Below are 22,411 nucleotides of genomic sequence, written 5' to 3'. Positions count from 1 at the left end.
GGTAGGAAGCGGGCGACGGCCGGGGCGTCGGACTGGGGGGTTGGGCGGGGGGTGGTACCTGGGTAGGGGGTGGGGGAAGTCAGCCCCCGTCCCCCGGCCGCACCACACCCGCCTCGTACGCGAAGATCACTGCCTGTGCGCGGTCCCGCAGGTCCAGCTTGGCCAAGACGCGGCCGATATGCGTCTTGACGGTCTGCTCCGCCAGCACCAAGTGCCCGGCGATCTCCTGGTTCGACAGCCCCCGGGCAATCAGCTCCAGGACCTCCGTCTCCCGCGGCGTCAGCCCGTTCAGCCGCAGCGTCGCCGCCCCCTTGCGCGGCGCGGGCCGCTGCTGGGCGAAGTCGGCGATGAGGCGGCGCGTCACGGAGGGGGCGAGCAGCGCATCGCCCGAGGCGACGATCCGTACCGCCGCGATGAGGTCGGCCGGCGGCGCGTCCTTGAGCAGGAACCCGGACGCCCCGGCGCGCAGCGCCTCGTACACGTAGTCGTCCACGTCGAAGGTCGTCAGCATCAGGACCTTCGGGCGGTGGACGACGCCCACCGGCGGGTCCAGGATCTCGCGGGCCGCGGCGAGCCCGTCCATCTCGGGCATCCGGACGTCCATGAGGACCACGTCCGGGTGGGCGGAGCGGGCCACCCGCACCCCCTGGCGGCCGTCGGGCGCCTCGCCCACCACGTCGATGTCGGCCTGCGCCGAGAGCAGTGCGGCGAACCCCGCGCGCACCATGGCCTGGTCGTCAACGATGATCACGCGGATGGTCAACTGGCGTCCTCGGGAAGGGAGTCCGGTACGGAAGGAGGGTCGAGCGGGAGGCGGGCCGCGACCCGGAAGCCGCCGTCGGGCAGCGGCCCGGTGTCGAGATACCCGCCGGTCAACCGTACGCGCTCGCGCATCCCGACGAGCCCGTGCCCGGTGCCGGAGCCCTCCAGCGGCGAAGTGCGGCCCGCCGCCGGGCCGTTGACGACGAGCACCGTCAGATACCGGTCGTCGCACGTGACGGAGACGCGGGTGCCGGCGCCCGGCGCATGCCGTACGACGTTGGCGAGCGCCTCCTGCACGATCCGGTACGCCGACAGGTCCACTGCGGGCGGCAGCGCGGGCAGCTCGGCCGCCAGCGAGAGCCGCGCGGGCAGTCCGGCCCGTACCGTCGCCTCCACCAGCTGCTGGAGCCGGTCGACGCCTGGCTGGGGCGCGCGCTCGCCGCCCTCCTCGCCGCTGCCCTCGCTGCGCAGCACCGCGAGCAGGCGCCGCATCTCGCTAAGCGACTCGCGGGCGCTCGACGCGATGGACTCGAACTCCCCGCGGGCCGCGTCGTCGAGCCCGGTCAGCCGGTACGGGGCCGAGTCGGCCTGCACGGTGATCACCGACATGTGGTGGGCCACCACGTCGTGCAACTCCCGGGCGATCCGGGCGCGTTCCTCCAGGAGGGTGCGCTGGGCGCGTTCGGCCTCGCTGATGGTCTCCTGCTCGGCGAGCAGCCGCTCGGCCTCGCCGCGGCTGCGCAGCGCGCCCGTGAGGGCCAGCACCACACCCGCCAGGACGAACAGCACGACCTGGGTGCTGGTGGCGCCGGCGGGCGCGTCGGCGCCGAGCACGACACCCGCGGCGCCCGTCACCAGCCACACCGCGACCAGGGTGCGGGTCTTCTCGCGCAGCCCCAGGCAGGCCATGAGGACCAGATAGCCGACGATCACCGCCGCGGTCCACGGCCAGGGGCGCCGGGCGGTGTCGGCGTGGATCAGCAGGATCGCGCCCAGGACGTCGGCGCTGAAGATGATGAGCCAGGCCCGCACGGGCCGGGTCACGGCGAGCAGCAGGGGCACCGTCTGGGCCACCCCCAGCGCCCCGGCCCAGCCGCCCGCCTTGTAGTCGTTGGTCAGGACGGCGATGCTGGTCGGCATCAGGATCACCACGAAGATCCCGGTGACGACGTACGGACTCCACCGCTGCCAGCGCTTGGGCGCCCGGGCGAACAGGGGCCGCGCGGATTCGGCAGTGGGCCGCAGCAGGGCGAGCGCGCGGGGGGACGGAAGTGCGATCTTCATGGCCTGGCCAGCCTAGAGAGGATCGGGCGGGCCGCGCGTCATACCGGGGTGCCACGCCGCTCTCGGTCCCCGGTACGGGGTCCGCGGAATGGTCCCGCCCTACAGCTCGGCCAGCAGCTCCGCCTTCTTGGCGCTGAACTCGTCGTCGGTGACGAGGCCGGCCCGGTGCAGCTCCCCGAGGTGGCGGATCCTTTCCGCGATGTCGGCGGGATCGCGCCGCCCCGCCGGGACCGGGACCGTCTGGTGGGGGATCGAGGGGCCGCCCCCGCCGCGTACCGCCGCGAGGACCGCCGCCGCGAACGGCAGCGACTCGTGCACCGGGCCGTAGCCGAGGCCGAAGACCACGGCCGCCGGGTCGCGGTCGGCCTGCCCGGGGAACCCGCCGGGCTCGCGGCGCAGCAGCCGCAGATGGCCGTCGAAGACATCGGGGGAGCGCCACTCGACCCCGCTCAGCGCCGCCACCGGGAAGGTCTGGTCGCCGGCCTTCCACTTCTCGGAGGACGCGCCCGTCCAGAACCAGCGGAAGGTGACCTGGCGGCCGTCGAAGGCCGCCTTGCCGTCGTACGCCTTGAAGTTCAGGGGCGCATCGGGCGCCGCCACCAGATACCGGTCGGCGGGTCGGGAGGCGTGCGGCACCAGAGCGCCGCGCAGCTCGTCCGCGTAGTACTCGGCGAGCGTCCCGCGCTCGGCCGGCAGCACCAGGCGGTAGGGGTCGCAGACCTCCTTCAACTGGCCCGACGCGGCCTCCATCAGCGGATCGGCGCCCGGTCTCGGCACCGCGTGCAGCACCACCGTGCCGCGTTTGCCCGGGGTCAGCGTGACCGACTCCAACGCCTCGTGGGGGATGCGCCGTTCGCGCAGCGCCTGGAAGAGCTTCGGCGCGCGGATCCCCCGTTCGAAGCGGATGAGTACGGAGTCGGACGCGAACTCCCAGGTGGCATGAATTCCGGCCAGCACATCACCCATGCGCCTCATCGTAGGGGGCGCGCGCCCGCGCGTCCCCCCTCGGCGAAAACCCCGTCGCCGCGCCGCCGCTCCGGCGATCGCGCGGCGTGTACGCGTGTCAGCCCGTCGGCTTGCCCGTCAAGCCGCCGACCGGTCGAAAATTCCGCTGCCGCAGCTGTTGTCGTCGGAGGCGCAGACGACCGACTGGTATGCGCCAACTCCGATCGCGGCGAAGTTGGCGAGGCTCTGGGTTCCCGGCTCGAAATAGCCGGGGTGGCCGATGGCTCCGGCCGCCGAGAGGACCCGGGCGCCGAAGGCCGGGGAGACCGGGTCGGCGCCGTGGCCGAGGCCCGCGACGTCCAGGTAGGGCACGTCCTGGATCCAGTCGTCCTTGTCCCGCATCGACCAGACCCGCGCCGGAGTGTCCAGCTGGGCGGCGCTGCCGACCCGCATGCCGGGGCTGCCGGCCACCGCGATGTCGGTGACCCGGGGCGGCAGTTCACGCGTCGAGACCCCGCACACCACGGAGCCGTAGCTGTGGCAGAAGAGCTCGACGGGGGCGCTGCCGGGCAGCGCGCGCACCAGGGCGGCGAGCCGCACCGCACCGTCCTCGGCCATTTTGCCGACGGCCGCGTCGATGCCGAGACCGGCCGGCGCGGTGTAGTCGGCCCAGGCGATCACGGCGGTACGGGTGCCGGGCGCGGCCGCGTGCTCGGCGTCGTACAGCGACTGCGCCATGCCGACCGGGGCGCTGTTCTTGCGGCTGCTCTTCTCGAACGTCAAGACGTTCGTGTCGACTCCGGGGACGATCACCGAGACTCGCTGGGCGTGGTCCAGATCGCCGAAGACCTCCGCGACCCGGCCGCTGTCGGAGGGGTCGAAGGCGAGGATCTGGCGGCCGTCGTCGAGCAGCGAGTCGAACCGGTGCATCCGGCGGCTCGCCTCCTGGCGGCCGTCGGCGGAGAGCCTGCTGTCGACCATGCGCTTCTGCTCGACCGCGCGCGCCTCGGCGAGCGCGACCCGGTTGGCCTGGTAGCGCAGGGGCACGGGGGCGCCGTTCAGATTGCCGACGACCAGCGGATAGCGGTCGGCGAGCTCGTTCTGCTCGGCGTTGCCGAGAGAGCCGAAGAACAGGCCGAGCTGGTGCGCGGTGGCGTCCGGCTTCGGCAGTGCGTGGCCGTCTATCGTGCCGCGCGCCCAGGCGGCGAGGGCCGCGGCGCGTGGCGCGGTGACGCCCGAGCCGCGGATCGCCGTCCAGCCGGAGGTCGCGAGCATCACGAACACCACGGCGAGCGCGAGCAGCGCACGCCATGCGTTCAAGGTGGGGGAGGAGTCGAAGGAAGTCACTGCTGACCACAGTAGGAGACCCGGGAGGTCCACTGGGCTGACAGTGACTCAGATCACGTTTGGATCAGGAGCGGTCTCACCAAGAGCGCGCGCGGGCGCACGCTCCGTAGGTCCGCGCGTCCCGGCGTCCGTACGCTCCGCGTACGTCCGCGCGCTCCGTACGTCCTCATGCTCCGGACATCCGCGCGCCCGGACCGTCCTCATGCCCGGCGCGTCCGCGCCCGCGGCTCAGCCGCGCCAGTCGTCGGCCAGGGCGGGGCCGAGGTGGTCGAGATAGCCGGCGGTCAGCTCGCGGATCGCCGCCACGCTGGGGTCCTCGCCCTGCCCCCACAGCCCGCCCACCACCCGCATCACTCCGGTGAAGGCCGCCACGGCGACCCGGGGTCGCGGATCGGCGTCGATGTCGAGGCCCTCGCGCTCGGCGATCAGCCGCGCGACGTGCTCCTCCAGCTCCGCCGAGCGGCGCAGATGGGTCGCGAGCAGCGCCGGGGTCGACTCGATCACCTGGTACGTCCGCATGTAGAGGGCGACCGGCATGACGGGGGACAGGAGTTCCTCGATGGTGTCCCAGGCGGACAGTGCCGCCCGGCGCATCGCGGTGAACGGGCCCTCGGCGGGCGGGCGTTGGCGCAGCGCGTCCACGAAGTGGGACTCCACCGCGTCCTGCGCGGCGAAGACGACGGCCTCCTTGTTCGCGAAGTAGCGGAAGAAGGTGCGCTGGGAGACGTCGACCGCGTCGGCGATCTCGTCCACGGTCGTCCGCTCGTACCCCTTGGTGGTGAAGAGCTCCAGGGCGACGCGCAGCAGCGCGTCCCGGGTGCGCTGCTTCTTCAGCTCGCGCAGGCCGCCGACCGGCGCCGTCGGCCGCTGCTCCACCGTCACGTCAGGGTCCTCTTTCCGTCAATTTGGCTTGATCAGTTTAGCTGTGAGCCACGTGACAGTTACCGACTTGTGAAATCGTTTGTCAACTGTCAGAGGCTGACATTAGCCTCTTCGGCATGACTAGTCAGACCAGCCTCGAAAAGGCGCCACAGGACGAGATCGCGGTGCCGCCCAAGGGCTTGCGCGGTCACCCCTGGCTGACGCTCTTCGCCGTGGCCATCGGCGTGATGATGGTCGCGCTCGACGGCACCATCGTGGCGATCGCCAACCCCGCCATCCAGAAGGACCTCGGGGCCTCGCTCCAGGACGTCCAATGGATCACCAATGGCTACATGCTGGCGCTGGCCGTCTCACTGGTCACCGCGGGCAAGCTCGGTGACCGGTTCGGCCACCGCCAGACCTTCCTCATAGGCGTCGTCGGCTTCGGCGCCGCGTCCGGGGCCATCGGCCTCTCCCACAGCGTCACCCTGGTCATCGCTTTCCGGGTGCTCCAGGGTCTGTTCGGCGCGCTTCTGATGCCGGCCGCGCTCGGCCTGCTGCGCGCCACCTTCCCGGCCGAGAAGCTCAACATGGCGATCGGCATCTGGGGCATGGTCATCGGCGCCTCCACCGCGGGCGGCCCGATCCTCGGCGGTGTGCTCGTCGAGCACGTCAGCTGGCAGTCCGTCTTCTTCATCAACGTGCCGGTCGGTGTGCTGGCGCTGGTGCTCGGCCTGGTCATCCTGCTCGACCACCGCGCCGAGAACGCGCCGAAGTCCTTCGACATCCTCGGCATCGTGCTGCTCTCGGTCGCGATGTTCTGCATGATCTGGGCGCTCATCAAGGGCTCGGAGTACGGCTGGGGCAGCGGGAAGACCCTCGGGTTCATCGCCGCCGCGGTGATCAGCTTCGTACTCTTCGCCCTCTGGGAGACCAAGGTCAGGGAGCCGCTCATCCCGCTCGGCCTGTTCCGGTCCGTACCGCTGTCGGCGGGCACGGTCCTGATGATCCTGATGGCGTTCGCCTTCATGGGCGGCCTCTTCTTCGTGACGTTCTACCTGCAGAACGTGCACGGCATGTCGGCGGTGGACAGCGGACTGCACCTCCTCCCCCTCACCGGCATGATGATCGTCGCCTCGCCGCTCGCGGGAGCCCTGATCACCAAGCTGGGCCCGCGGGTCCCGCTGGTCGGCGGCATGGTCTGCACCGCCGTCGCGATGTTCGGCATGTCCCGCCTGACCATCGGCAGCGGCACCCTGACGATGTCGATCTGGTTCGCCCTGCTCGGCCTGGGCCTCGCCCCGGTCATGGTCGGCGCGACCGAGGTCATCGTCGGCAACGCGCCCATCGAGCTGTCGGGTGTGGCGGGCGGTCTCCAGCAGGCCGGCATGCAGGTCGGCGGCTCGCTCGGCACCGCGGTGCTGGGCGCCGTGATGTCCTCGCAGGTCACCGCCAAGCTCCCGGACAACTGGGCCGCGGCGCAGCTGCCGCCGATGACGCCCGAGCAGTCCTCGGGCATGTCCAAGGCGGTCGAGGTCGGCATGGGCCCGGTACCGCCGGGGACCGGGCCGGAGGTCGCCGCCAAGGTCGCGGCCGTCGCCCACGACACGTTCGTGTCGGGCATGAGCACCGCGTTCACCGTCGCCGGAATCGTCGCGGTCCTGGCCGCCGCGGTAGCCATGTTCACCAAGCGCGGCGACAACACCCCGGCGAGCGCGGGCACGGGCCACATCTGACCCGCCCAACTCCCGTACGCGAAAGCCCCGTTGGCCGACCTCAGGCCGGCCAACGGGGCTCTCTTTAGGGGCGCGGGGAACTGCGCGAGCAGCCCCATGCGGCCCGCAGTGAACGGACTTCCTGCGGGAGCGCCACGCACGGCCCACGGCGAGCCGAATGGGCCGCGGCGAACCGCACCTCCCGCGGAGGGAGCTACGGCCCGCAGCGAACCGAAGCCCGCAGCGACCGGCATCGGCAGCCGCAGCGAGCCGAACCCGCAGCGACCCCGAACCCCCGCGGAGCGCTACGCGTCGCCGCCCGCGGCACCAGGGTCGGCCGCGGTGACATCCAGCAACCGGTACCGGTCAACCGCCTGCTTCAGCGCCGAACGGTCGACCTTGCCCTCGCGGGCCAGCTCGGTGAGGACCGCCAGCACGATCGACTGCGCGTCGATGTGGAAGAAGCGGCGGGCCGCCCCCCGGGTGTCCGCGAAGCCGAAGCCGTCCGCGCCGAGCGACTGGTAGGTGCCCGGCACCCAGCGCGAAATCTGGTCGGGGACGGAGCGCATCCAGTCGGAGACCGCCACGAACGGTCCCTGGCAGCCCTGGAGCTTCTGCGTGACATAGGGGACGCGCTGCTCCTCCTCGGGGTGCAGGAGGTTGTGCTCCTCCACCTCGACGGCCTCGCGGCGCAGCTCGTTCCAGGACGTCGCCGACCACACGTCGGCGCGTACGTTCCACTCCTCGGCGAGGATCCGCTGTGCCTCGACCGCCCACGGCACGGCCACGCCGGACGCCATGATCTGGGCCGGGATGGCACCCGAAGTGCCCGCGCGGTAGCGGTGGATGCCCTTGAGGATGCCGTCCACGTCGACGTCCGCCGGCTCGGCCGGGTGCTGGACCGGCTCGTTGTAGACGGTGAGGTAGTAGAAGACGTCCTCGCTGTCGGGCCCGTACATCCGGCGCAGACCGTCCTTGACGATGTGCGCGATCTCGTAGCCGAACGCCGGGTCGTAGGCCACACAGGCCGGGTTGGTCGAGGCGAGCAACTGCGAGTGGCCGTCCGCGTGTTGCAGACCTTCACCGGTCAGCGTCGTACGTCCGGCGGTCGCGCCCAGAACGAATCCGCGCGCCAACTGGTCGGCCATCTGCCAGAACTGGTCGCCGGTCCGCTGGAAACCGAACATCGAGTAGAAGACGTACACCGGGATCAGTGGCTCGCCGTGCGTCGCGTACGCCGAGCCCGCGGCGATCAGCGAGGCCGTGCAGCCCGCCTCGGAGATGCCGTCGTGCAGCATCTGACCGGTCGGCGACTCCTTGTAGGCGAGCAGCAGTTCGCGGTCGACCGCCTCGTACTGCTGGCCCAGCGGGTTGTAGATCTTGGCGCTCGGGAAGAACGCGTCCATGCCGAAGGTGCGGTACTCGTCGGGCGCGATCAGCACGAACCGCCGGCCGATCTCCTTGTCCCGCATCAGGTCCTTCAGGATGCGGACGAACGCCATCGTCGTGGCGATCGACTGCTGGCCCGAACCCTTCTTGGCGGCCTCGTACGTCTTGTCCTCGGGCAGGTTGAGCGGCTTCGACCGCACGACACGGGTCGGCACGTAGCCGCCGAGCCCGAGCCTGCGGTCGTGCATGTACTGGATCTCCTCGGACCCCCGGCCCGGGTGGTAGTACGGCGGCGCGCCGGACTCCAGCTCCTGGTCCGTGATCGGGATGTGCAGCCGGTCCCGGAAGCCCTTGAGGTCGTCGACCGTCAGCTTCTTCATCTGGTGGGTCGCGTTGCGGCCCTCGAAGTTCGGGCCGAGCGTCCAGCCCTTGACCGTCTGCGCGAGCACCACGGTCGGCTGGCCCTTGTGCGCCTTGGCCGCCGCGAAGGCCGCGTACACCTTCTTGTGGTCGTGGCCGCCGCGCCCCAGGTGCAGGATCTGCTGGTCCGTCATGTTCTCGACCATGGCGCGCAGCCGGTGGTCGTCGCCGAAGAAGTGCTCGCGGATGTACGCGCCGGTCTCGGTGGCGTACGTCTGGAACTGGCCGTCCGGCGTGGTGTTCATCTTGTTGACCAGGATGCCGTCCCGGTCCTGGGCCAGCAGCGGGTCCCAACTGCGGTCCCAGATCAGCTTGATGACGTTCCATCCGGCGCCGCGGAACTGCGACTCCAGCTCCTGGATGATCTTGCCGTTGCCGCGCACCGGGCCGTCGAGGCGCTGGAGGTTGCAGTTGACGACGAAGGTCAGGTTGTCCAGGTTCTCGCGGGCGGCGATGGAGAGCTGGCCGAGCGACTCGGGCTCGTCCATCTCGCCGTCGCCGAGGAACGCCCAGACGTGCGACTTGGAGGTGTCGGCGATGCCGCGCGCCGCCATGTAGCGGTTCATCCGCGCCTGGTAGATCGCGCCGAGCGGGCCGAGGCCCATCGAGACGGTCGGGAACTCCCAGAAGTCCGGCATGAGCCGCGGGTGCGGATACGACGAAAGGCCGTACGGCGCCTTCGACTTCTCCTGCCGGAAGGCGTCGAGCTGCTGCTCGCTCAGCCGGTCCAGGAGGAAGGCGCGGGCGTAGATGCCGGGGGAGGCGTGGCCCTGGAAGAAGATCTGGTCGCCGCCGTCGCCCTCGTCCTTGCCCCGGAAGAAGTGGTTGAAGCCCACGTCGTACAGCGAGGCGGAGGAGGCGAAGGTGGCGATGTGGCCGCCGACGCCGATGCCCGGGCGCTGGGCCCTGGACACCATCACGGCCGCGTTCCAGCGGGTCGCGTTGAGGACCTTGCGCTCGATCTCCTCGTTGCCGGGGAAGAACGGCTCGTCCTTGGTGGCGATCGTGTTGACGTAGTCCGAGCTGCGCATCTCGGGCACGGCGACGCGCTTCTCACGCGCCCGCTCGATCAGCCGGAGCATCAGATAACGGGCCCGTTCCCGGCCGCGCTCGTCGACGGCGGCGTCCAGAGAGTCCAGCCACTCCTGGGTCTCTTCGGGATCGAAGTCCGGGACCTGGCTCGGCAGGCCGCCAATGATGATCGGGTTGCGATCGGATCCGGAAGCCACGCTGTTCCTTCACTGTCGGGGGATGCGGAGAACGCCAATTCTGCGCCGCATCCCATCGTGTACCGCTGGGGTGCAAACGTCATCTCTACCGAGAGGTAACCGTCCCCGGAGCAGGAAGTAGGCTCAGGGCCTGGACGGGTCGGGCCAAATCGCAACCTTACGCTCAACCCGGCCATCCGTTCCCGAAGGGTGTTCGGGCCCGATTGGAGTACCCGAAGGAACAGAACGCCGTAAACCGTCACCAATGGTGTGGGATGAATCACCGGCGGGGATGCGGATGTCCCTGAACACGGCCACACTGACCCCCAAAGGACGGGTTCGGGGGCCGGGTACTTGCGAGATTCGTCCCGCCCGTGTGGACTACGCCCAATGCCACGCGTATGCGCGCGGCTGCAGAAGTTACCGAATCAAGATCAGGAGGCAAGCCGTGAGCGCGACCGCGGACCACGCGGAGGAGCGGACCAACCCGGCCGGAAGGCTGGGGTTCGAGCCCGGACAGGTGGTCCAGGAGATCGGTTACGACGACGACGTCGACCAGGATCTCCGCGAGGGCATCGAGTCCATTATTGGCCAGGATCTCGTCGATGAGGACTATGACGACGTCGCCGACGTCGTCACGCTGTGGTTCCGCGACGAGGACGGCGACCTTACGGACGCCCTGGTGGACGCCATCGGTCTCCTCGAGGACGGCGGCACGATCTGGCTGCTGACCCCGAAGACCGGCCGGGACGGCTACGTCGAGCCCAGCGACATCAACGACGCCGCGCAGACCGCCGGCCTCTCCCCGGCCAAGAGCATCAGCGTCGGCAAGGACTGGTCGGGCACCCGCCTGAAGTCCGGCAAGCGCTGATCCTCCTTCACGCCCCCAGGGCCCCCTCAGGCAACCGCCCGAGGGGGCCCTGTGCGTAGGGTGAGCGGTGTCAGCAGAACGGCCCATTGAAGGGAAGGCGTTTCCATGGCTATCGAGGTCGGCACCAAGGCCCCGGAGTTCGAGCTCAAGGACAACCACGGCAGGACCGTGAAGCTCAGTGACTTCCGCGGCGAGAAGAACGTGGTGCTGCTCTTCTACCCGTTCGCCTTCACCGGCGTCTGCACGGGCGAGCTGTGCGAACTGCGCGACAACCTGCCGAAGTTCGTCAACGACGACACCCAGCTGCTCGCCGTCTCCAACGACTCCATCCACACCCTGCGCGTCTTCGCCGAGCAGGAGGGCCTGGAGTACCCGCTGGTCTCCGACTTCTGGCCGCACGGCGAGGTCTCGCGCGCGTACGGCGTCTTCGACGAGGACAAGGGGTGCGCGGTGCGCGGCACCTTCATCATCGACAAGGCGGGCGTGGTCCGCTGGACCGTCGTGAACGCCCTGCCGGACGCCCGCGACCTGAACGAGTACCTCAAGGCGCTCGACACCATCTGAGCGCCGATCCGGCCGACACCCCCCGGCCGCCCGGCCGAATCGTCTCTTTGACCCGGGAACCGGTCACTAGGATCCATTCGTTGATCCGATGCCAACGCACGACGGGGCGCTGACCAAGCCCGCCCCCTCACACCATTGGGAGGACTCGTGGGAGTCAGCCTCAGCAAGGGCGGAAACGTCTCGCTGACCAAGGCCGCCCCCAACCTGACCGCGGTCATCGTCGGTCTGGGCTGGGACGCACGCACCACCACCGGGGGTGACTTCGACCTGGACGCCAGCGCCCTGCTGACCAACGATCAGGGCAAGGTCGCCAACGACTCGAACTTCGTCTTCTTCAACAACCTCAAGAGCCCCGACGGCTCCGTCGAGCACCAGGGTGACAACCTCACCGGTGAGGGCGAGGGCGACGACGAGGTCATCAAGGTCAACCTGACCGGAGTCCCGACCGACGTCGCCAAGATCGTCTTCCCGGTCTCGATCTACGAGGCCGAGAGCCGCCAGCAGTCCTTCGGCCAGGTGCGCAACGCCTACATCCGCGTGGTGAATCAGTCCGACAACAGCGAGCTGGCCCGTTACGACCTGAGCGAGGACGCCTCGACGGAGACCGCGATGGTCTTCGGCGAGCTGTACCGCAACGGCACGGAGTGGAAGTTCCGCGCCATCGGGCAGGGCTACGCCTCGGGCCTGCGCGGCATCGCGCAGGACTTCGGCGTCAACGTCTGAGCCGACCGCTCTCCCTCGTCCGGCGCCGCACCCCTCCCGGTGCGGCGCCGGACGTGCTCACCACCTGTTCACTTCTCGGGGAGGACACGATCATGGGCGTCACGCTCGCCAAGGGGGGCAATGTCTCCCTCTCCAAGGCCGCACCGAACCTGACCCAGGTGCTGGTCGCGCTCGGCTGGGACGCGCGCTCCACCACCGGAGCCGACTTCGACCTCGACGCCAGCGCCCTGCTGTGCGCGAACGGGCGGGTGCTCGGCGACGAGTACTTCGTCTTCTACAACAACCTGACGAGCCCGGAGGGCTCGGTCCAGCACACCGGCGACAACCTGACCGGTGAGGGCGAGGGCGACGACGAGTCGCTGATCGTCGACCTGACGAAGGTGCCGGCCGGCTGCGACAAGGTCGTCTTCCCGGTCTCGATCCACGAGGCCGACAGCCGGGGCCAGACCTTCGGCCAGGTCGCCAACGCGTACATCCGCGTCGTGAACCAGTCCGACGGCCAGGAGCTGGCCCGTTACGACCTGAGCGAGGACGCCTCGACCGAGACCGCGATGATCTTCGGCGAGCTGTACCGCTACGGCGGCGAATGGAAGTTCCGGGCGGTAGGCCAGGGGTACGCGTCGGGGCTGCGCGGCATCGCTCTAGACTTCGGGGTCAACGTCTCCTAAAGAGATCGCCCGGATCCATTCAAGTCGAGCGCCATCCGGGGTGGTCCCTTGCGGAGGCTCCGGGGGGCTGTCCCCGGGAGACAGCAGCGTAAAGCCGTGCGCGGTGCGGGGGGACCCGCTCTACGTCGGGTCGGCCCGCTCTACACGATGGGGAAGTCAGTGCTTCTGAAAACCTTCGGCTGGTCGTTCGCGATCACCGCGATCGGCCTGGCCCTGGCCGTGCTCTACGGGGGCTGGACCGCGTTCGGAGTCGTCGCGATCCTGGGCGTCCTGGAGATCTCGCTGTCCTTCGACAACGCGGTGGTCAACGCCGGGATCCTGAAGAAGATGAACGCCTTCTGGCAGAAGATCTTCCTCACGGTCGGCGTGCTCATCGCCGTCTTCGGCATGCGGCTGCTCTTCCCCGTCGTCATCGTCGCGATCAGCGCCAAGATCGGCCCCATCGACGCGGTCGATCTGGCGCTGAACGACGCCAACCGCTACCAGCAGCTGGTGACCGACGCGCACCCGTCGATCGCCGCCTTCGGTGGCATGTTCCTGCTGATGATCTTCCTCGACTTCATCTTCGAGGACCGCGACGTCAAGTGGCTCGCCTGGCTGGAGCGCCCGCTGGCCAAGCTCGGCAAGATCGACATGCTGTCCGTCTGCATCGCCCTGCTCGTCCTGCTCGTCTCCTCCATGACGTTCGCGACCCAGGCCCACCAGCACGGCGGAACGCACGCCGACAAGGCGCAGACCGTACTGATCTCCGGCATCGCGGGCCTCATCACCTACCTCGTCGTCGGCGGGCTCTCGGGCTACTTCGAGAACCGGCTCGAAGAGGACGAGGAGCGCGAGCACGAGGCGGAGGAAGCGGCCCAGCGCACCGGCAGCAAGGTTTCTGCTGTCGCCATGGCCGGCAAGGCCGCGTTCTTCATGTTCCTCTACCTGGAGGTCCTGGACGCCTCGTTCTCCTTCGACGGGGTCATCGGCGCCTTCGCCATCACCAACGACATCGTCCTGATGGCGCTCGGCCTCGGCATCGGCGCGATGTACGTCCGGTCGCTCACCGTCTACCTGGTCCGCCAGGGCACCCTCGACGACTACGTCTACCTGGAGCACGGTGCGCACTACGCGATCGGTGCGCTCGCCGTCATCCTGCTCGTCACCATCCAGTACGAGATCAACGAGGTCATCACGGGCCTCGTCGGCGTCATCCTGATCGCCTGGTCCTTCTGGTCCTCCGTCCGCCGCAACCGGCGGATCGAGGCGACGGGCGACGGCGATGTGAGCGAACAGGCGGAAGTGGGCTCCGGGGTGTGACCCCGGTGCTCCCGGAGCCCACGTCCGCGGGCGTGTGATCCGCCGCCGATTGCGGAACGCTCTTGTGCGGGGCGGTCACGAGGCCTCGGCCTCACCGGCCGCCCCGCCGTTTTCTGTGCGGGGAAAGTTCACGGACCTATGGGGTGGGGCGAGATGGCGTTCTGGGACGGCCTGCGGAGCAGGAGCTCACAGTTCGACTCGGGCAGCGCGGCGACCAACACGATCGAGCTGACCCGGCGGCACAACACGGTCTCGCTCGGGAAGCAGGGCGCCAACACCGGCAGCCTGCGGGTCAACCTGTCCTGGCGGATGCGGACCTCGGACTTCGGAGGCAAACCCGACGAGGGCGGGCGGCTGCTGCGCCACCCGTTCAAGTACTTCAAACCGGAGATGGTCCAGGGGCACACCCAGTCGATGGTCAACGTCGACCTCGACCTGGGCTGCCTGTACGAGCTCCAGGACGGCACCAAGGGCGTGGTCCAGCCGCTGGGCAACTTCTTCGGCGCCACCAACAAGCCGCCGTACGTGGAGTGCAGCGGCGACGACCGCTTCGGCTCGGCGTCCGGCGAGACGATCTTCGTCAACCTGGACCACCGCGACGAGATCAAACGGCTGCTGATCTTCGTCTACATCTACGACCAGACCCCGGCCTTCGACCGCACCCACGCCAAGGTGACGCTCTACCCGAGCAACGGCCCGCGCATCGAGATCGAGCTCGACGAGCGCGCCCCCGAGGCCCGCTCCTGCGCGGTCGTCTCCATCGAGAACGTCAAGGGCGACATGGTGGTGCGGCGCGAGGTGAAGTTCGTGTACGGCTTCCAGGCCGAGCTGGACCGCCTGTACGGCTGGGGGCTGCAATGGGGCCGCGGCTACAAGACCAAGGCCTGAGGCCCGGGCCCCCGCGCCCTACTGCCGGACGAACTGCGGCCCCATGGGCGGCAGCACGAACCCGGCGTCGGGCCCGCCCGCCGCCGCGGGCTGCGGATAGCCGTACGAAGGCTGCGGTACGGGCGGCTGGGCCGGCGGGGCCGGCTGCGGGTACCCGTACGCGTGCTGGGCCGCCGGCTGCGGATGCGGCCGGGGCACGGACGGCGCACCGGGCGCATTCCGGCCGCTGTCCGTGCTCTCGCCGTCCTCGTCCACCGAGATGCCGTACTGGGTGGCCAGACCCACCAGACCGGTCGGGTACCCCTGGCCCACCGCGCGGAACTTCCAGCCCTCGCCCCGGCGGTACAGCTCGCCGCAGATGATCGCGGTCTCCTCGCCGGTCTCCGGCCGCACATCGAACAGGGCGACCGGCTCGGCCCCGGACGCCGCCGCGTCGAACAGCAGGATCCGCAGATCGCGTACGGCACGGAAGGTCGCGCCGTCCGACGACGCGGTGATCAGCACCCGGTCCACCGACCGGTCGAGCGCGGCCAGATCGGCCTCGATGGTGTCGGTGAGAGCCTCGGCAACGACCTTCTTGGGGAGCCGGCGCACCAGGCCCGAGGGGTGGCGCGGCTGGTTGTAGAAGACGAAGTCCTCGTCCGAACGCACCCTGCCGTCGCCGCCGAGCAGCAGCGCCGAGGCGTCCACGTCCGGGACGTCGGAGCCGGGCGACCAGCGGAGCACGGCCCGCACGGCCAGGGCCTCCAGCGGGACGTTCGATCCCTTCAGCATCGCGTGCGTCATGCCCGTCATCCTGCCTCCCCACGGCGCCCGCGGACAACGCGGGGGCCTGGTCGGTTACGTCCCGTGATGCACCCGCCGGACCCAGGCCGACCCGGCGACGCAGACGAGTTACCTGGATTTCATGGATTTGGGGAACTCTTGACACGTGTTCCTACGTACTATTACCGGCCATCCAAAGTCTCGGACGCCCTGGCAGTACGGGGGATATGTATGCGGCATTTCGGGCACGTCCCGCCGGCTGCGCGGAAGAACCTCTTCCATCAGGAGCCCTGCGAATTCACCGCGGGCTCTCCCGCCCGCGTGCTGTCGGCGGCCCTCGGGGCCACCCTGTACAGCCCGGCGACCCGGCCGACGCTCGCCGACGACGTGCTGAAGCAGGCCCGCCGCGGCGTCGCCTCCATGGTGCTGTGCCTGGAGGACTCGATAGACGACGCCGAGGTGGTGGCCGCCGAGGCCAATCTGGTCCACCAGTTCGCCGATCTCGACGCCCACGGCGAGGAGGCCCCGCTGCTGTTCGTACGGGTCCGCGAGCCGCTCCAGATACCGGACCTTGTGCACCGCCTCGGCGCCTCGGCACGGCTGCTCTCCGGATTCGTGCTGCCGAAGTTCACCGAGGAGCGCGGGCTGCCCTTCCTGGAGGCGCTCGCCGGGGCCGAGTCCGCGAGCGGCCGCCGGCTCTTCGCGATGCCCGTCCTGGAATCGCCCGAGCTGCTCCATCTGGAGACCCGGGCCGAGACGCTGGCCGGAATCGCGCGCACCGTGGAGAAGTACCGCGAGCGGATCCTCGCCCTGCGGCTCGGCGTCACCGACTTCTGCTCGGCCTACGGACTGCGCCGCTCGCCGGAGATGACGGCGTACGACGTCCAGATCGTGGCCGGTGTCATCGGGGACGTGGTGAACCTGCTGGGACGGGCCGACGGCAGCGGCTTCACCATCACCGGCCCCGTGTGGGAGTACTTCCGGCTCCAGGAGCGGATGTTCAAGCCCCAGCTGCGCCGCAGCCCCTTCCTGGAGGGCCGCGCCGAGGAACTGCGCACCACGCTGATCGAGCACGACCTGGACGGACTGCTCCGCGAGATCGAGCTCGACCGGGCCAACGGGCTGCTCGGCAAGACCTGCATCCACCCCAGCCACGTGGTGCCCGTGCACGCGCTGTCGGTGGTCAGCCACGAGGAGTTCAGCGACGCCCAGGACATCCTGCGGCCCGAGCGGGACGGCGGCGGGGTGCTGCGCTCCGCGTACACGAACAAGATGAACGAGGTGAAGCCGCACCGGGCCTGGGCCGAGCGCACCCTGCTGCGGGCGGAGGTCTTCGGCGTCGCCGCGCAGGACATCGGCTTCGTGGACCTGCTGGCGGCCGGCCTGGCCGGCTGACGAACGAACAGAGAGACACAGCGACGTGGTTGAGTGGTCCGGAACGTGGGTGGCCGAGCGGCTGGGAGTCGAGCTCGTCGGGGACGAGCGGCTGAGCGGACTGCTCGGGCTCGCCCTGCGCCGCAACCCGAAGCGCGCACACCTGCTGGTCTCCAACGTGCTGGGCAAGCACGTGCCGCAGCGGCCCTCGGTGGTGTGGCGTGCCGGGTGCGAACTGGGCGTACGCGTGCGGGAGTTGCTCGGCGACGAGGCGGCGGGGCGGGCGGTGGTGCTCGGGTACGCGGAGACCGCGACCGGTCTCGGCCACTCGGTCGCCGACGGCCTCGCCCTCGCCCCCTGCCTCCACTCCACCCGGCGACCGGTCGCGGGGGTGGCCGCGGCGGGCGGCTTCGAGGAGTCCCACTCCCACGCCACCTCGCACCTGCTGCTGCCCGAGGATCCCCGACTGCTCGCGGGCGACGGCCCGTTGGTCCTGGTGGACGACGAGTTCTCGACCGGCAACACGGTCCTCAACACCATCCGCGACCTCCACGCCCGCCATCCGCGCGACCACTACGTGATCGTCGCCCTGGTCGACATGCGCTCCCCCGAGGACCGCGACCGCCTCGTCGCCTTCGCTGCGGAGACCGGCGCCCGGGTCGACCTGGTGGCGTCGGTGTCCGGCACGGTGCGGCTGCCGGAGGGCGTACTGGAGAAGGGGCGGGCGCTGGTCGCGGAACACGAGGCGGCGCCCGCGCCTTACGGGAGCGGCGCTCAGCGGGAGAGCGGCGTGCCGGGCCCCCGGGTGGCGCCGCCGAGCTGGGGCGGGACGGCTGCGCGCAGGGTCGACCTCCGCTGGCCCGAGGGCCTCCCCGACGCCGCCCGGCACGGCTTCACCCCGGCCCACCGGGCGCGGCTGGAGGCGGCCCTGCCGGGCATGGCGGCCCGCCTGGCGGCGGCGCTGGACGAGTCCGCCCCCGAGTCCACCCCCAAGGCCCCCCGCCGCGTCCTCGTCCTCGGCTTCGAGGAGCTGATGTACGCGCCGCTCCGGCTCGCCCTCGCTCTCGAAGAGCTCGGCGGGGCCGAGGTGCGGTACTCCACCACCACCCGCTCGCCGGTCCTGGCGGTGGACGATCCCGGGTACGCCATCCGGACCCGCCTCGTCTTTCCCGCACACGACGACCCGGCCGACGGGCCCGGCGAACGCTATGCGTACAACGTCGCCGGAAACGGCTTCGACGCGGTCGTCGCCATCGTGGACTCGGTCGCCGACACCCCCGAACTGCACGCCCCCGACGGCCTGTTGGCCCGGCTCGGCGCCCACGTGCCGCACGTCGTGCTCGCCGTGCTGCCCTCGTACGTACCCGAAGGTGCCCCCATGCCCGAGCCGCTGCGCGGTCCCGCCTTCTCCTCCTACGCGCCCGACGAGGTGGGGTGGCTCCTGAAGGACCTCTCCAAGGTGGAGCTCGAAGCCCCGACGGAGGAGCGCGAGGAGGCCATCCAGAGCGGCGGCGCCCACTACGCGGAGTCGCTGCCCGTCGAATACCAGCCGAGCCCGCAGTACCAGGAGCTGTTCCGTGCCGCGCTCGACGCCTCGGCCGGGCGGATCGCGCGGGCGGTCGGTGTGGTGACCGAGACCGTCCTCGCCGAACGGACGCCCCACCCGGTGCTCGTCTCGCTCGCCCGCGCGGGAACCCCCGTCGGCGTCCTGATGCGCCGCTGGGCCGAGCACCGCCACGGCCTCGGCCTGCCGCACTACGCCGTCTCCATCGTGCGCGGCCGGGGCATCGACCCCAACGCGCTGCGCTGGCTCGCCGCCCACCACGACCCCGCCGACGTGGTGTTCGTGGACGGCTGGACGGGCAAGGGCGCCATCACCCGCGAACTCGCCGACGCGATAAGGGAGTTCCCGGAGTTCGAGGGCTTCGATCCGGAGATCGCCGTGCTCGCCGACCCGGGCTCCTGTGTGCGGACGTACGGCACCCGCGAGGACTTCCTGATCCCGTCGGCCTGCCTCAACTCCACTGTCTCCGGGCTGATTTCGCGCACCGTGCTGCGCCAGGACCTCATCGGCCCCGGCGACTTCCACGGCGCCAAGTTCTACCGCGAACTGGCCGGCGCGGACGTCTCGGCCGACTTCCTCGATGCCGTCTCCGCCCGCTTCGGCGAGGTCGCCGACGAGGTGGACCACGAGGCCAAGGCCCTGCGGGACACCGACCGCACCCCGAGCTGGGAGGGCTGGGCCGCCGTCGAGCGGATCAGCGAGGAGTACGGCATCCACGACGTGAACCTGGTCAAGCCCGGCGTCGGCGAGACCACCCGGGTGCTGCTGCGCCGGGTGCCCTGGAAGATCCTCGCCGGGCGGGGCTCCGGGGCCGACCTCGACCACGTCAGGCTGCTCGCCGAACAGCGCGGCGTACCGGTCGAGGAGGTGGACGGGCTGCCGTACAGCTGTGTCGGACTGATCCACCCCCGGTTCACCCGCGGCGCCACCGGCGCCGACGGCCGGGCGGTGGCGGCCCGATGAGCACCCCCCGCACGCTCGTCGCGAGCGACCTCGACCGCACCCTGATCTACTCGGCCGCGGCCCTCGACCTCACCATGCCCGACCCCCTGGCGCCCCGGCTGCTCTGCGTCGAGGTGCACGAGCACAAGCCCCTCTCGTACGTCACCGAGCGCGCCGCCCGGCTGCTCGCCGAGCTGAAGACGGCCGCCGTCTTCGTGCCCGCCACCACCCGGACCCGCAAGCAGTACCAGCGCATCCAACTCCCCGGCCCGCCCTCGGAGTTCGCGATCTGCGCGAACGGCGGCCACCTGCTCGTGGACGGTGTGTCCGATCCGGACTGGGCGCGCCGGGTGGCGGGCCGCATCGCCGCCGAGTGCGTCCCGCTCGGCGAGGTGCGCGCCCATCTGCGGGCCGTCGCCGACCCGGCGTGGCTGCGCAAGGAACGCGTCGCCGAGGACCTCTTCGGGTATCTCGTCGTGGAGCGGGAGCTGCTGCCGGACGGCTGGGTCAAGGAGCTCGCCGCGTGGGCGGAGCCGCGCGGCTGGACGGTCTCGCTCCAGGGCCGCAAGGTCTACGCGGTGCCGAAGCCGCTCACCAAGAGCGCCGCGGTCCGCGAGGTCGCCCGCCGCACCGGCGCCGAACTGACCCTGGCCGCCGGGGACTCGCTCCTCGACGCCGACCTTCTGCTCGCCGCCGACCAGGGCTGGCGGCCGGGCCACGGCGAGCTCGCCGAGGCCGGCTGGCAGGCACCCGGCACCGAAGCCCTCGCGGCGCGCGGAGTGCTGGCCGGCGAGGAGATCCTGCGCCGCTTCCTGGCCCGCGTCGCGCTCTGAGAGCCTGCGCAAAATCCCTCCGGGCCGCCGGGGCCGGGTTACGGTCGCCGCATGAGCAAAGGAAACACCACCAAGATCACTGACGAGTTGTACGCCTACATGCTGGCCCACAACCCTCCGCTGGACGCGGTGCAGCAGGAGCTGGTGGAGACGACGTACACCCGGCTGCCGGACCAGGCGGGCATGCAGTCGGCCGAGGAGCAGGCGCCGCTGCTTGCCTTCCTCGTACGGCTCGTGGGGGCCCGGCACATCGTCGAGGTGGGGACGTTCACCGGCTTCTCGGCCCTGGCGATGGCGCAGGCGCTGCCGGCCGACGGCACGTTGATCGCCTGCGACGTGTCGCAGGAGTGGACGGCGTACGGCCAGGAGGCCTGGGCGAAGGCCGGGGTCGCCGAGCGCATCGAACTGCGGATCGCGCCCGCGCTGGACACCCTGCGGGCGATGCCCCGCGAGCCGCACATCGACTTCGCCTACCTGGACGCGGACAAGGCCAACTACATCGCGTACTGGGAGGAGTTGGTGCCCCGGATGCGGGCCGGCGGGCTGATCGCCACGGACAACGTGCTCTACCACGGGATGGTTCTCGACCCGGAGGCGGAGGGTGCGCCCGCCGCGATCCAGGCGTTCAACGACCACGTGGCCAAGGACGCCCGGATGGACAGCGTCATGCTGACGGTCGCCGACGGCCTGACACTGTCCCGCAAGCGGTAGCGCTCCGCTGGGGGCGGGGGGTGGGGTGCGGGTCAGCTCCGCTGGGGGGCGCGCTCGGGTTGGCGGTCAGCTCTGCTGGGTGGCGGGGTCGGGTTGGCGGCCAGCTCCGCTGGGAGCGTGGTCGGGTAGCTGCGGGCCGGCTCGCGGGACGGGCGATCTGGTTTCCGCGGGCCGTGCGTGGCTGGGCGCGCAGTTCCCCGCGCCCCTGGGGGGTGCCTGTGGGTGGGTAGCTGCGGGCCGTATGTGGCTGGACCCTCGGCCCCAGATACCCCCTACCCTGGGGCCATGCCTCGCTATGAATACCGCTGCCGCTCTTGCGGCGACACGTTCGAGCTCAGCCGCCCGATGGCCGAGTCCGCCGCGCCCGCGACCTGCCCGGTCGGCCACGACGACACGGTGAAGCTGCTCTCCACCGTGGCCGTGGGCGGCTCCGCCAAACCCTCCCCCGCCCCGCCCGCCGCTGGCGGCGGCTGCTGCGGAGGCGGCCGCTGCGGCTAGGCCCCGCAAGGGGCGCGGGGAACTGCGCGACCGCCACGCACGGCCCGCAGCCGCCAGCGGGCGCGCAGGGGGGAGGCCGAGCGGGGGACGGCGCCTACATCTCGTCGTGGGGCTCGTGGCGCGCCTTCCAGTACGGGTTGTCGTGCGGCAGGAAGCCGGTGACCCGCCCGTACATCCCGAACACCATCAGGAGCAGCCCGACCACGAAGCTGAACAGCACGTTCTGCATCCCGAAGGCCAGGAAGTTGCGCGGGGTGCCGATCAGCGCGAGGTTCACGAACCCGCTGATCAGGAACAGGATGCCGAGCGTGATGTTGAGGGTCGAGGCGAAGTTGCCGCCCTTGGCCATCCCGAACAGGAGCAGCAGGCCGACGACGATGGACAGCACGCTCAGCGTGCCGTTGGTGTTGAGTCCGGCGACCTTGTCGCCACCGGTGTCGAAGAACCCGATCTGGTGGATCAGGCCGAGGATGCCGAAGACGAGCAGAAAGAGCCCCATGATCCCGGCACCGAAGCGGTAGACGCGGCTGAGGCGATGGTCGACCGGCAGATGCTCGTTGAGCGAGACCCGGCTGTGGTGGAGGCGCTGGGAGATCGTGTGGGTGGCGGCCATGGTGGGGCCCTCCTCATCCCGTAGGCACGCATGGCGTACGTACTCCCAGGATCCGCCCCGGTCGGACACGTAACAAATCAACCGGAGTCAGGCCAGTTCAGGACGGGTCCTGACAGGTCCGGGCGGGGCCGGACAGAGCGGAGCGGGTCCAGGTGGGGCGGCCT

20 protein-coding genes are annotated in these 22,411 nt (G+C 70.7%); 12 read left to right on the top strand and 8 right to left on the bottom strand.

Features of this window, described 5'->3' with window-relative positions; translation table 11 throughout:
* Nucleotides 1–79: 79 nt before the first annotated feature.
* From ACIBK6_RS00340 to ACIBK6_RS00320, 5 genes are all read right to left on the bottom strand, one after another.
* A complete protein-coding gene (locus ACIBK6_RS00340; protein ID WP_399047474.1) occupies nucleotides 80–763 on the bottom strand; it encodes a response regulator in 684 nt (227 codons plus the stop codon).
* On the bottom strand, nucleotides 760–2,046 hold the full coding sequence (locus ACIBK6_RS00335; protein WP_399047472.1) for a sensor histidine kinase: 1,287 nt from the start codon (nucleotides 2,044–2,046) through the stop codon (nucleotides 760–762). Before ACIBK6_RS00335 ends, ACIBK6_RS00340 begins: the two co-directional genes overlap by 4 nt.
* Nucleotides 2,047–2,145: 99 nt before the next feature.
* Complete coding sequence (locus ACIBK6_RS00330) at nucleotides 2,146–3,012, bottom strand: DUF4429 domain-containing protein (RefSeq protein WP_399047470.1); 867 nt, start codon at nucleotides 3,010–3,012, stop codon at nucleotides 2,146–2,148.
* Between the two features lie 117 nt (nucleotides 3,013–3,129).
* On the bottom strand, nucleotides 3,130–4,338 hold the full coding sequence (locus ACIBK6_RS00325; protein WP_399047469.1) for an alpha/beta hydrolase: 1,209 nt from the start codon (nucleotides 4,336–4,338) through the stop codon (nucleotides 3,130–3,132).
* A gap of 228 nt (nucleotides 4,339–4,566) precedes the next feature.
* The gene (locus ACIBK6_RS00320; protein WP_399047468.1) at nucleotides 4,567–5,220 is read right to left on the bottom strand and encodes a TetR/AcrR family transcriptional regulator; all 654 of its coding nucleotides are present in this window, start codon (nucleotides 5,218–5,220) and stop codon (nucleotides 4,567–4,569) included.
* Nucleotides 5,221–5,336: 116 nt separating this feature from the next.
* Between ACIBK6_RS00320 and ACIBK6_RS00315 the strand changes: the two genes are divergently transcribed.
* Nucleotides 5,337–6,935: an MFS transporter gene (locus tag ACIBK6_RS00315; protein WP_399047467.1), complete on the top strand. Its 1,599-nt coding sequence runs from the start codon at nucleotides 5,337–5,339 to the stop codon at nucleotides 6,933–6,935.
* 284 nt (nucleotides 6,936–7,219) lie between these two features.
* Here the strand turns inward: ACIBK6_RS00315 and aceE are convergent, their stop codons facing one another.
* A complete protein-coding gene (gene aceE, locus ACIBK6_RS00310) occupies nucleotides 7,220–9,952 on the bottom strand; it encodes a pyruvate dehydrogenase (acetyl-transferring), homodimeric type (protein ID WP_399047466.1) in 2,733 nt (910 codons plus the stop codon).
* Between the two features lie 427 nt (nucleotides 9,953–10,379).
* Between aceE and ACIBK6_RS00305 the strand changes: the two genes are divergently transcribed.
* The 6 genes from ACIBK6_RS00305 to ACIBK6_RS00280 all read left to right on the top strand — a co-directional run bounded on the left by ACIBK6_RS00305 (nucleotide 10,380) and on the right by ACIBK6_RS00280 (nucleotide 14,947).
* Nucleotides 10,380–10,802, top strand: coding sequence for a DUF3052 domain-containing protein (locus tag ACIBK6_RS00305; RefSeq protein WP_399047465.1), 423 nt, complete (start codon nucleotides 10,380–10,382; stop codon nucleotides 10,800–10,802).
* A 105-nt stretch (nucleotides 10,803–10,907) separates the two neighbouring features.
* Nucleotides 10,908–11,366: a peroxiredoxin gene (locus tag ACIBK6_RS00300; protein WP_399047464.1), complete on the top strand. Its 459-nt coding sequence runs from the start codon at nucleotides 10,908–10,910 to the stop codon at nucleotides 11,364–11,366.
* A 147-nt stretch (nucleotides 11,367–11,513) separates the two neighbouring features.
* Nucleotides 11,514–12,089: a TerD family protein gene (locus ACIBK6_RS00295; RefSeq protein WP_399047462.1), complete on the top strand. Its 576-nt coding sequence runs from the start codon at nucleotides 11,514–11,516 to the stop codon at nucleotides 12,087–12,089.
* 92 nt (nucleotides 12,090–12,181) lie between these two features.
* Entirely contained in the window at nucleotides 12,182–12,757 is a 576-nt protein-coding gene (locus ACIBK6_RS00290) for a TerD family protein (RefSeq protein WP_399047460.1), read from the top strand.
* A gap of 159 nt (nucleotides 12,758–12,916) precedes the next feature.
* Nucleotides 12,917–14,059 carry a DUF475 domain-containing protein gene (locus tag ACIBK6_RS00285; RefSeq protein ID WP_399047458.1) on the top strand — a complete coding sequence of 381 codons (1,143 nt, stop codon included), beginning with the start codon at nucleotides 12,917–12,919 and terminating at the stop codon, nucleotides 14,057–14,059.
* A 153-nt stretch (nucleotides 14,060–14,212) separates the two neighbouring features.
* Nucleotides 14,213–14,947, top strand: coding sequence for a Tellurium resistance (locus ACIBK6_RS00280; RefSeq protein WP_399047456.1), 735 nt, complete (start codon nucleotides 14,213–14,215; stop codon nucleotides 14,945–14,947).
* Between the two features lie 18 nt (nucleotides 14,948–14,965).
* Here ACIBK6_RS00280 and ACIBK6_RS00275 read toward each other — a convergent pair whose 3' ends face one another.
* Nucleotides 14,966–15,733 (bottom strand): TerD family protein, encoded by a 768-nt coding sequence (locus tag ACIBK6_RS00275; RefSeq protein WP_399047454.1) that lies wholly within the window; start codon nucleotides 15,731–15,733, stop codon nucleotides 14,966–14,968.
* Nucleotides 15,734–15,943: 210 nt separating this feature from the next.
* Between ACIBK6_RS00275 and ACIBK6_RS00270 the strand changes: the two genes are divergently transcribed.
* From ACIBK6_RS00270 to ACIBK6_RS00250, 5 genes are all read left to right on the top strand, one after another.
* Entirely contained in the window at nucleotides 15,944–17,107 is a 1,164-nt protein-coding gene (locus ACIBK6_RS00270; protein ID WP_399047453.1) for an HpcH/HpaI aldolase/citrate lyase family protein, read from the top strand.
* A 25-nt stretch (nucleotides 17,108–17,132) separates the two neighbouring features.
* A complete protein-coding gene (locus ACIBK6_RS00265; RefSeq protein WP_399047451.1) occupies nucleotides 17,133–19,613 on the top strand; it encodes a phosphoribosyltransferase in 2,481 nt (826 codons plus the stop codon).
* Nucleotides 19,610–20,425 (top strand): HAD family hydrolase, encoded by an 816-nt coding sequence (locus tag ACIBK6_RS00260; RefSeq protein ID WP_399047450.1) that lies wholly within the window; start codon nucleotides 19,610–19,612, stop codon nucleotides 20,423–20,425. The genes ACIBK6_RS00265 and ACIBK6_RS00260 overlap by 4 nt, the downstream gene beginning before the upstream one ends.
* A 51-nt stretch (nucleotides 20,426–20,476) precedes the next feature.
* Nucleotides 20,477–21,136 carry an O-methyltransferase gene (locus tag ACIBK6_RS00255; RefSeq protein WP_399047449.1) on the top strand — a complete coding sequence of 220 codons (660 nt, stop codon included), beginning with the start codon at nucleotides 20,477–20,479 and terminating at the stop codon, nucleotides 21,134–21,136.
* A 285-nt stretch (nucleotides 21,137–21,421) separates the two neighbouring features.
* The gene (locus ACIBK6_RS00250) at nucleotides 21,422–21,634 is read left to right on the top strand and encodes a zinc ribbon domain-containing protein (RefSeq protein ID WP_399047448.1); all 213 of its coding nucleotides are present in this window, start codon (nucleotides 21,422–21,424) and stop codon (nucleotides 21,632–21,634) included.
* A 94-nt stretch (nucleotides 21,635–21,728) separates the two neighbouring features.
* Here the strand turns inward: ACIBK6_RS00250 and ACIBK6_RS00245 are convergent, their stop codons facing one another.
* Complete coding sequence (locus ACIBK6_RS00245; RefSeq protein ID WP_399047446.1) at nucleotides 21,729–22,247, bottom strand: DUF4383 domain-containing protein; 519 nt, start codon at nucleotides 22,245–22,247, stop codon at nucleotides 21,729–21,731.
* Nucleotides 22,248–22,411 lie beyond the last annotated feature (164 nt).

The sequence above is a fragment of the Streptomyces sp. NPDC050485 genome, from assembly GCF_044458185.1.
Taxonomy (GTDB): Bacteria; Actinomycetota; Actinomycetes; order Streptomycetales; family Streptomycetaceae; genus Streptomyces.
Note: the sequence above shows the minus strand (reverse complement) of the source record. Positions and strands in the feature narration are given on the sequence as shown.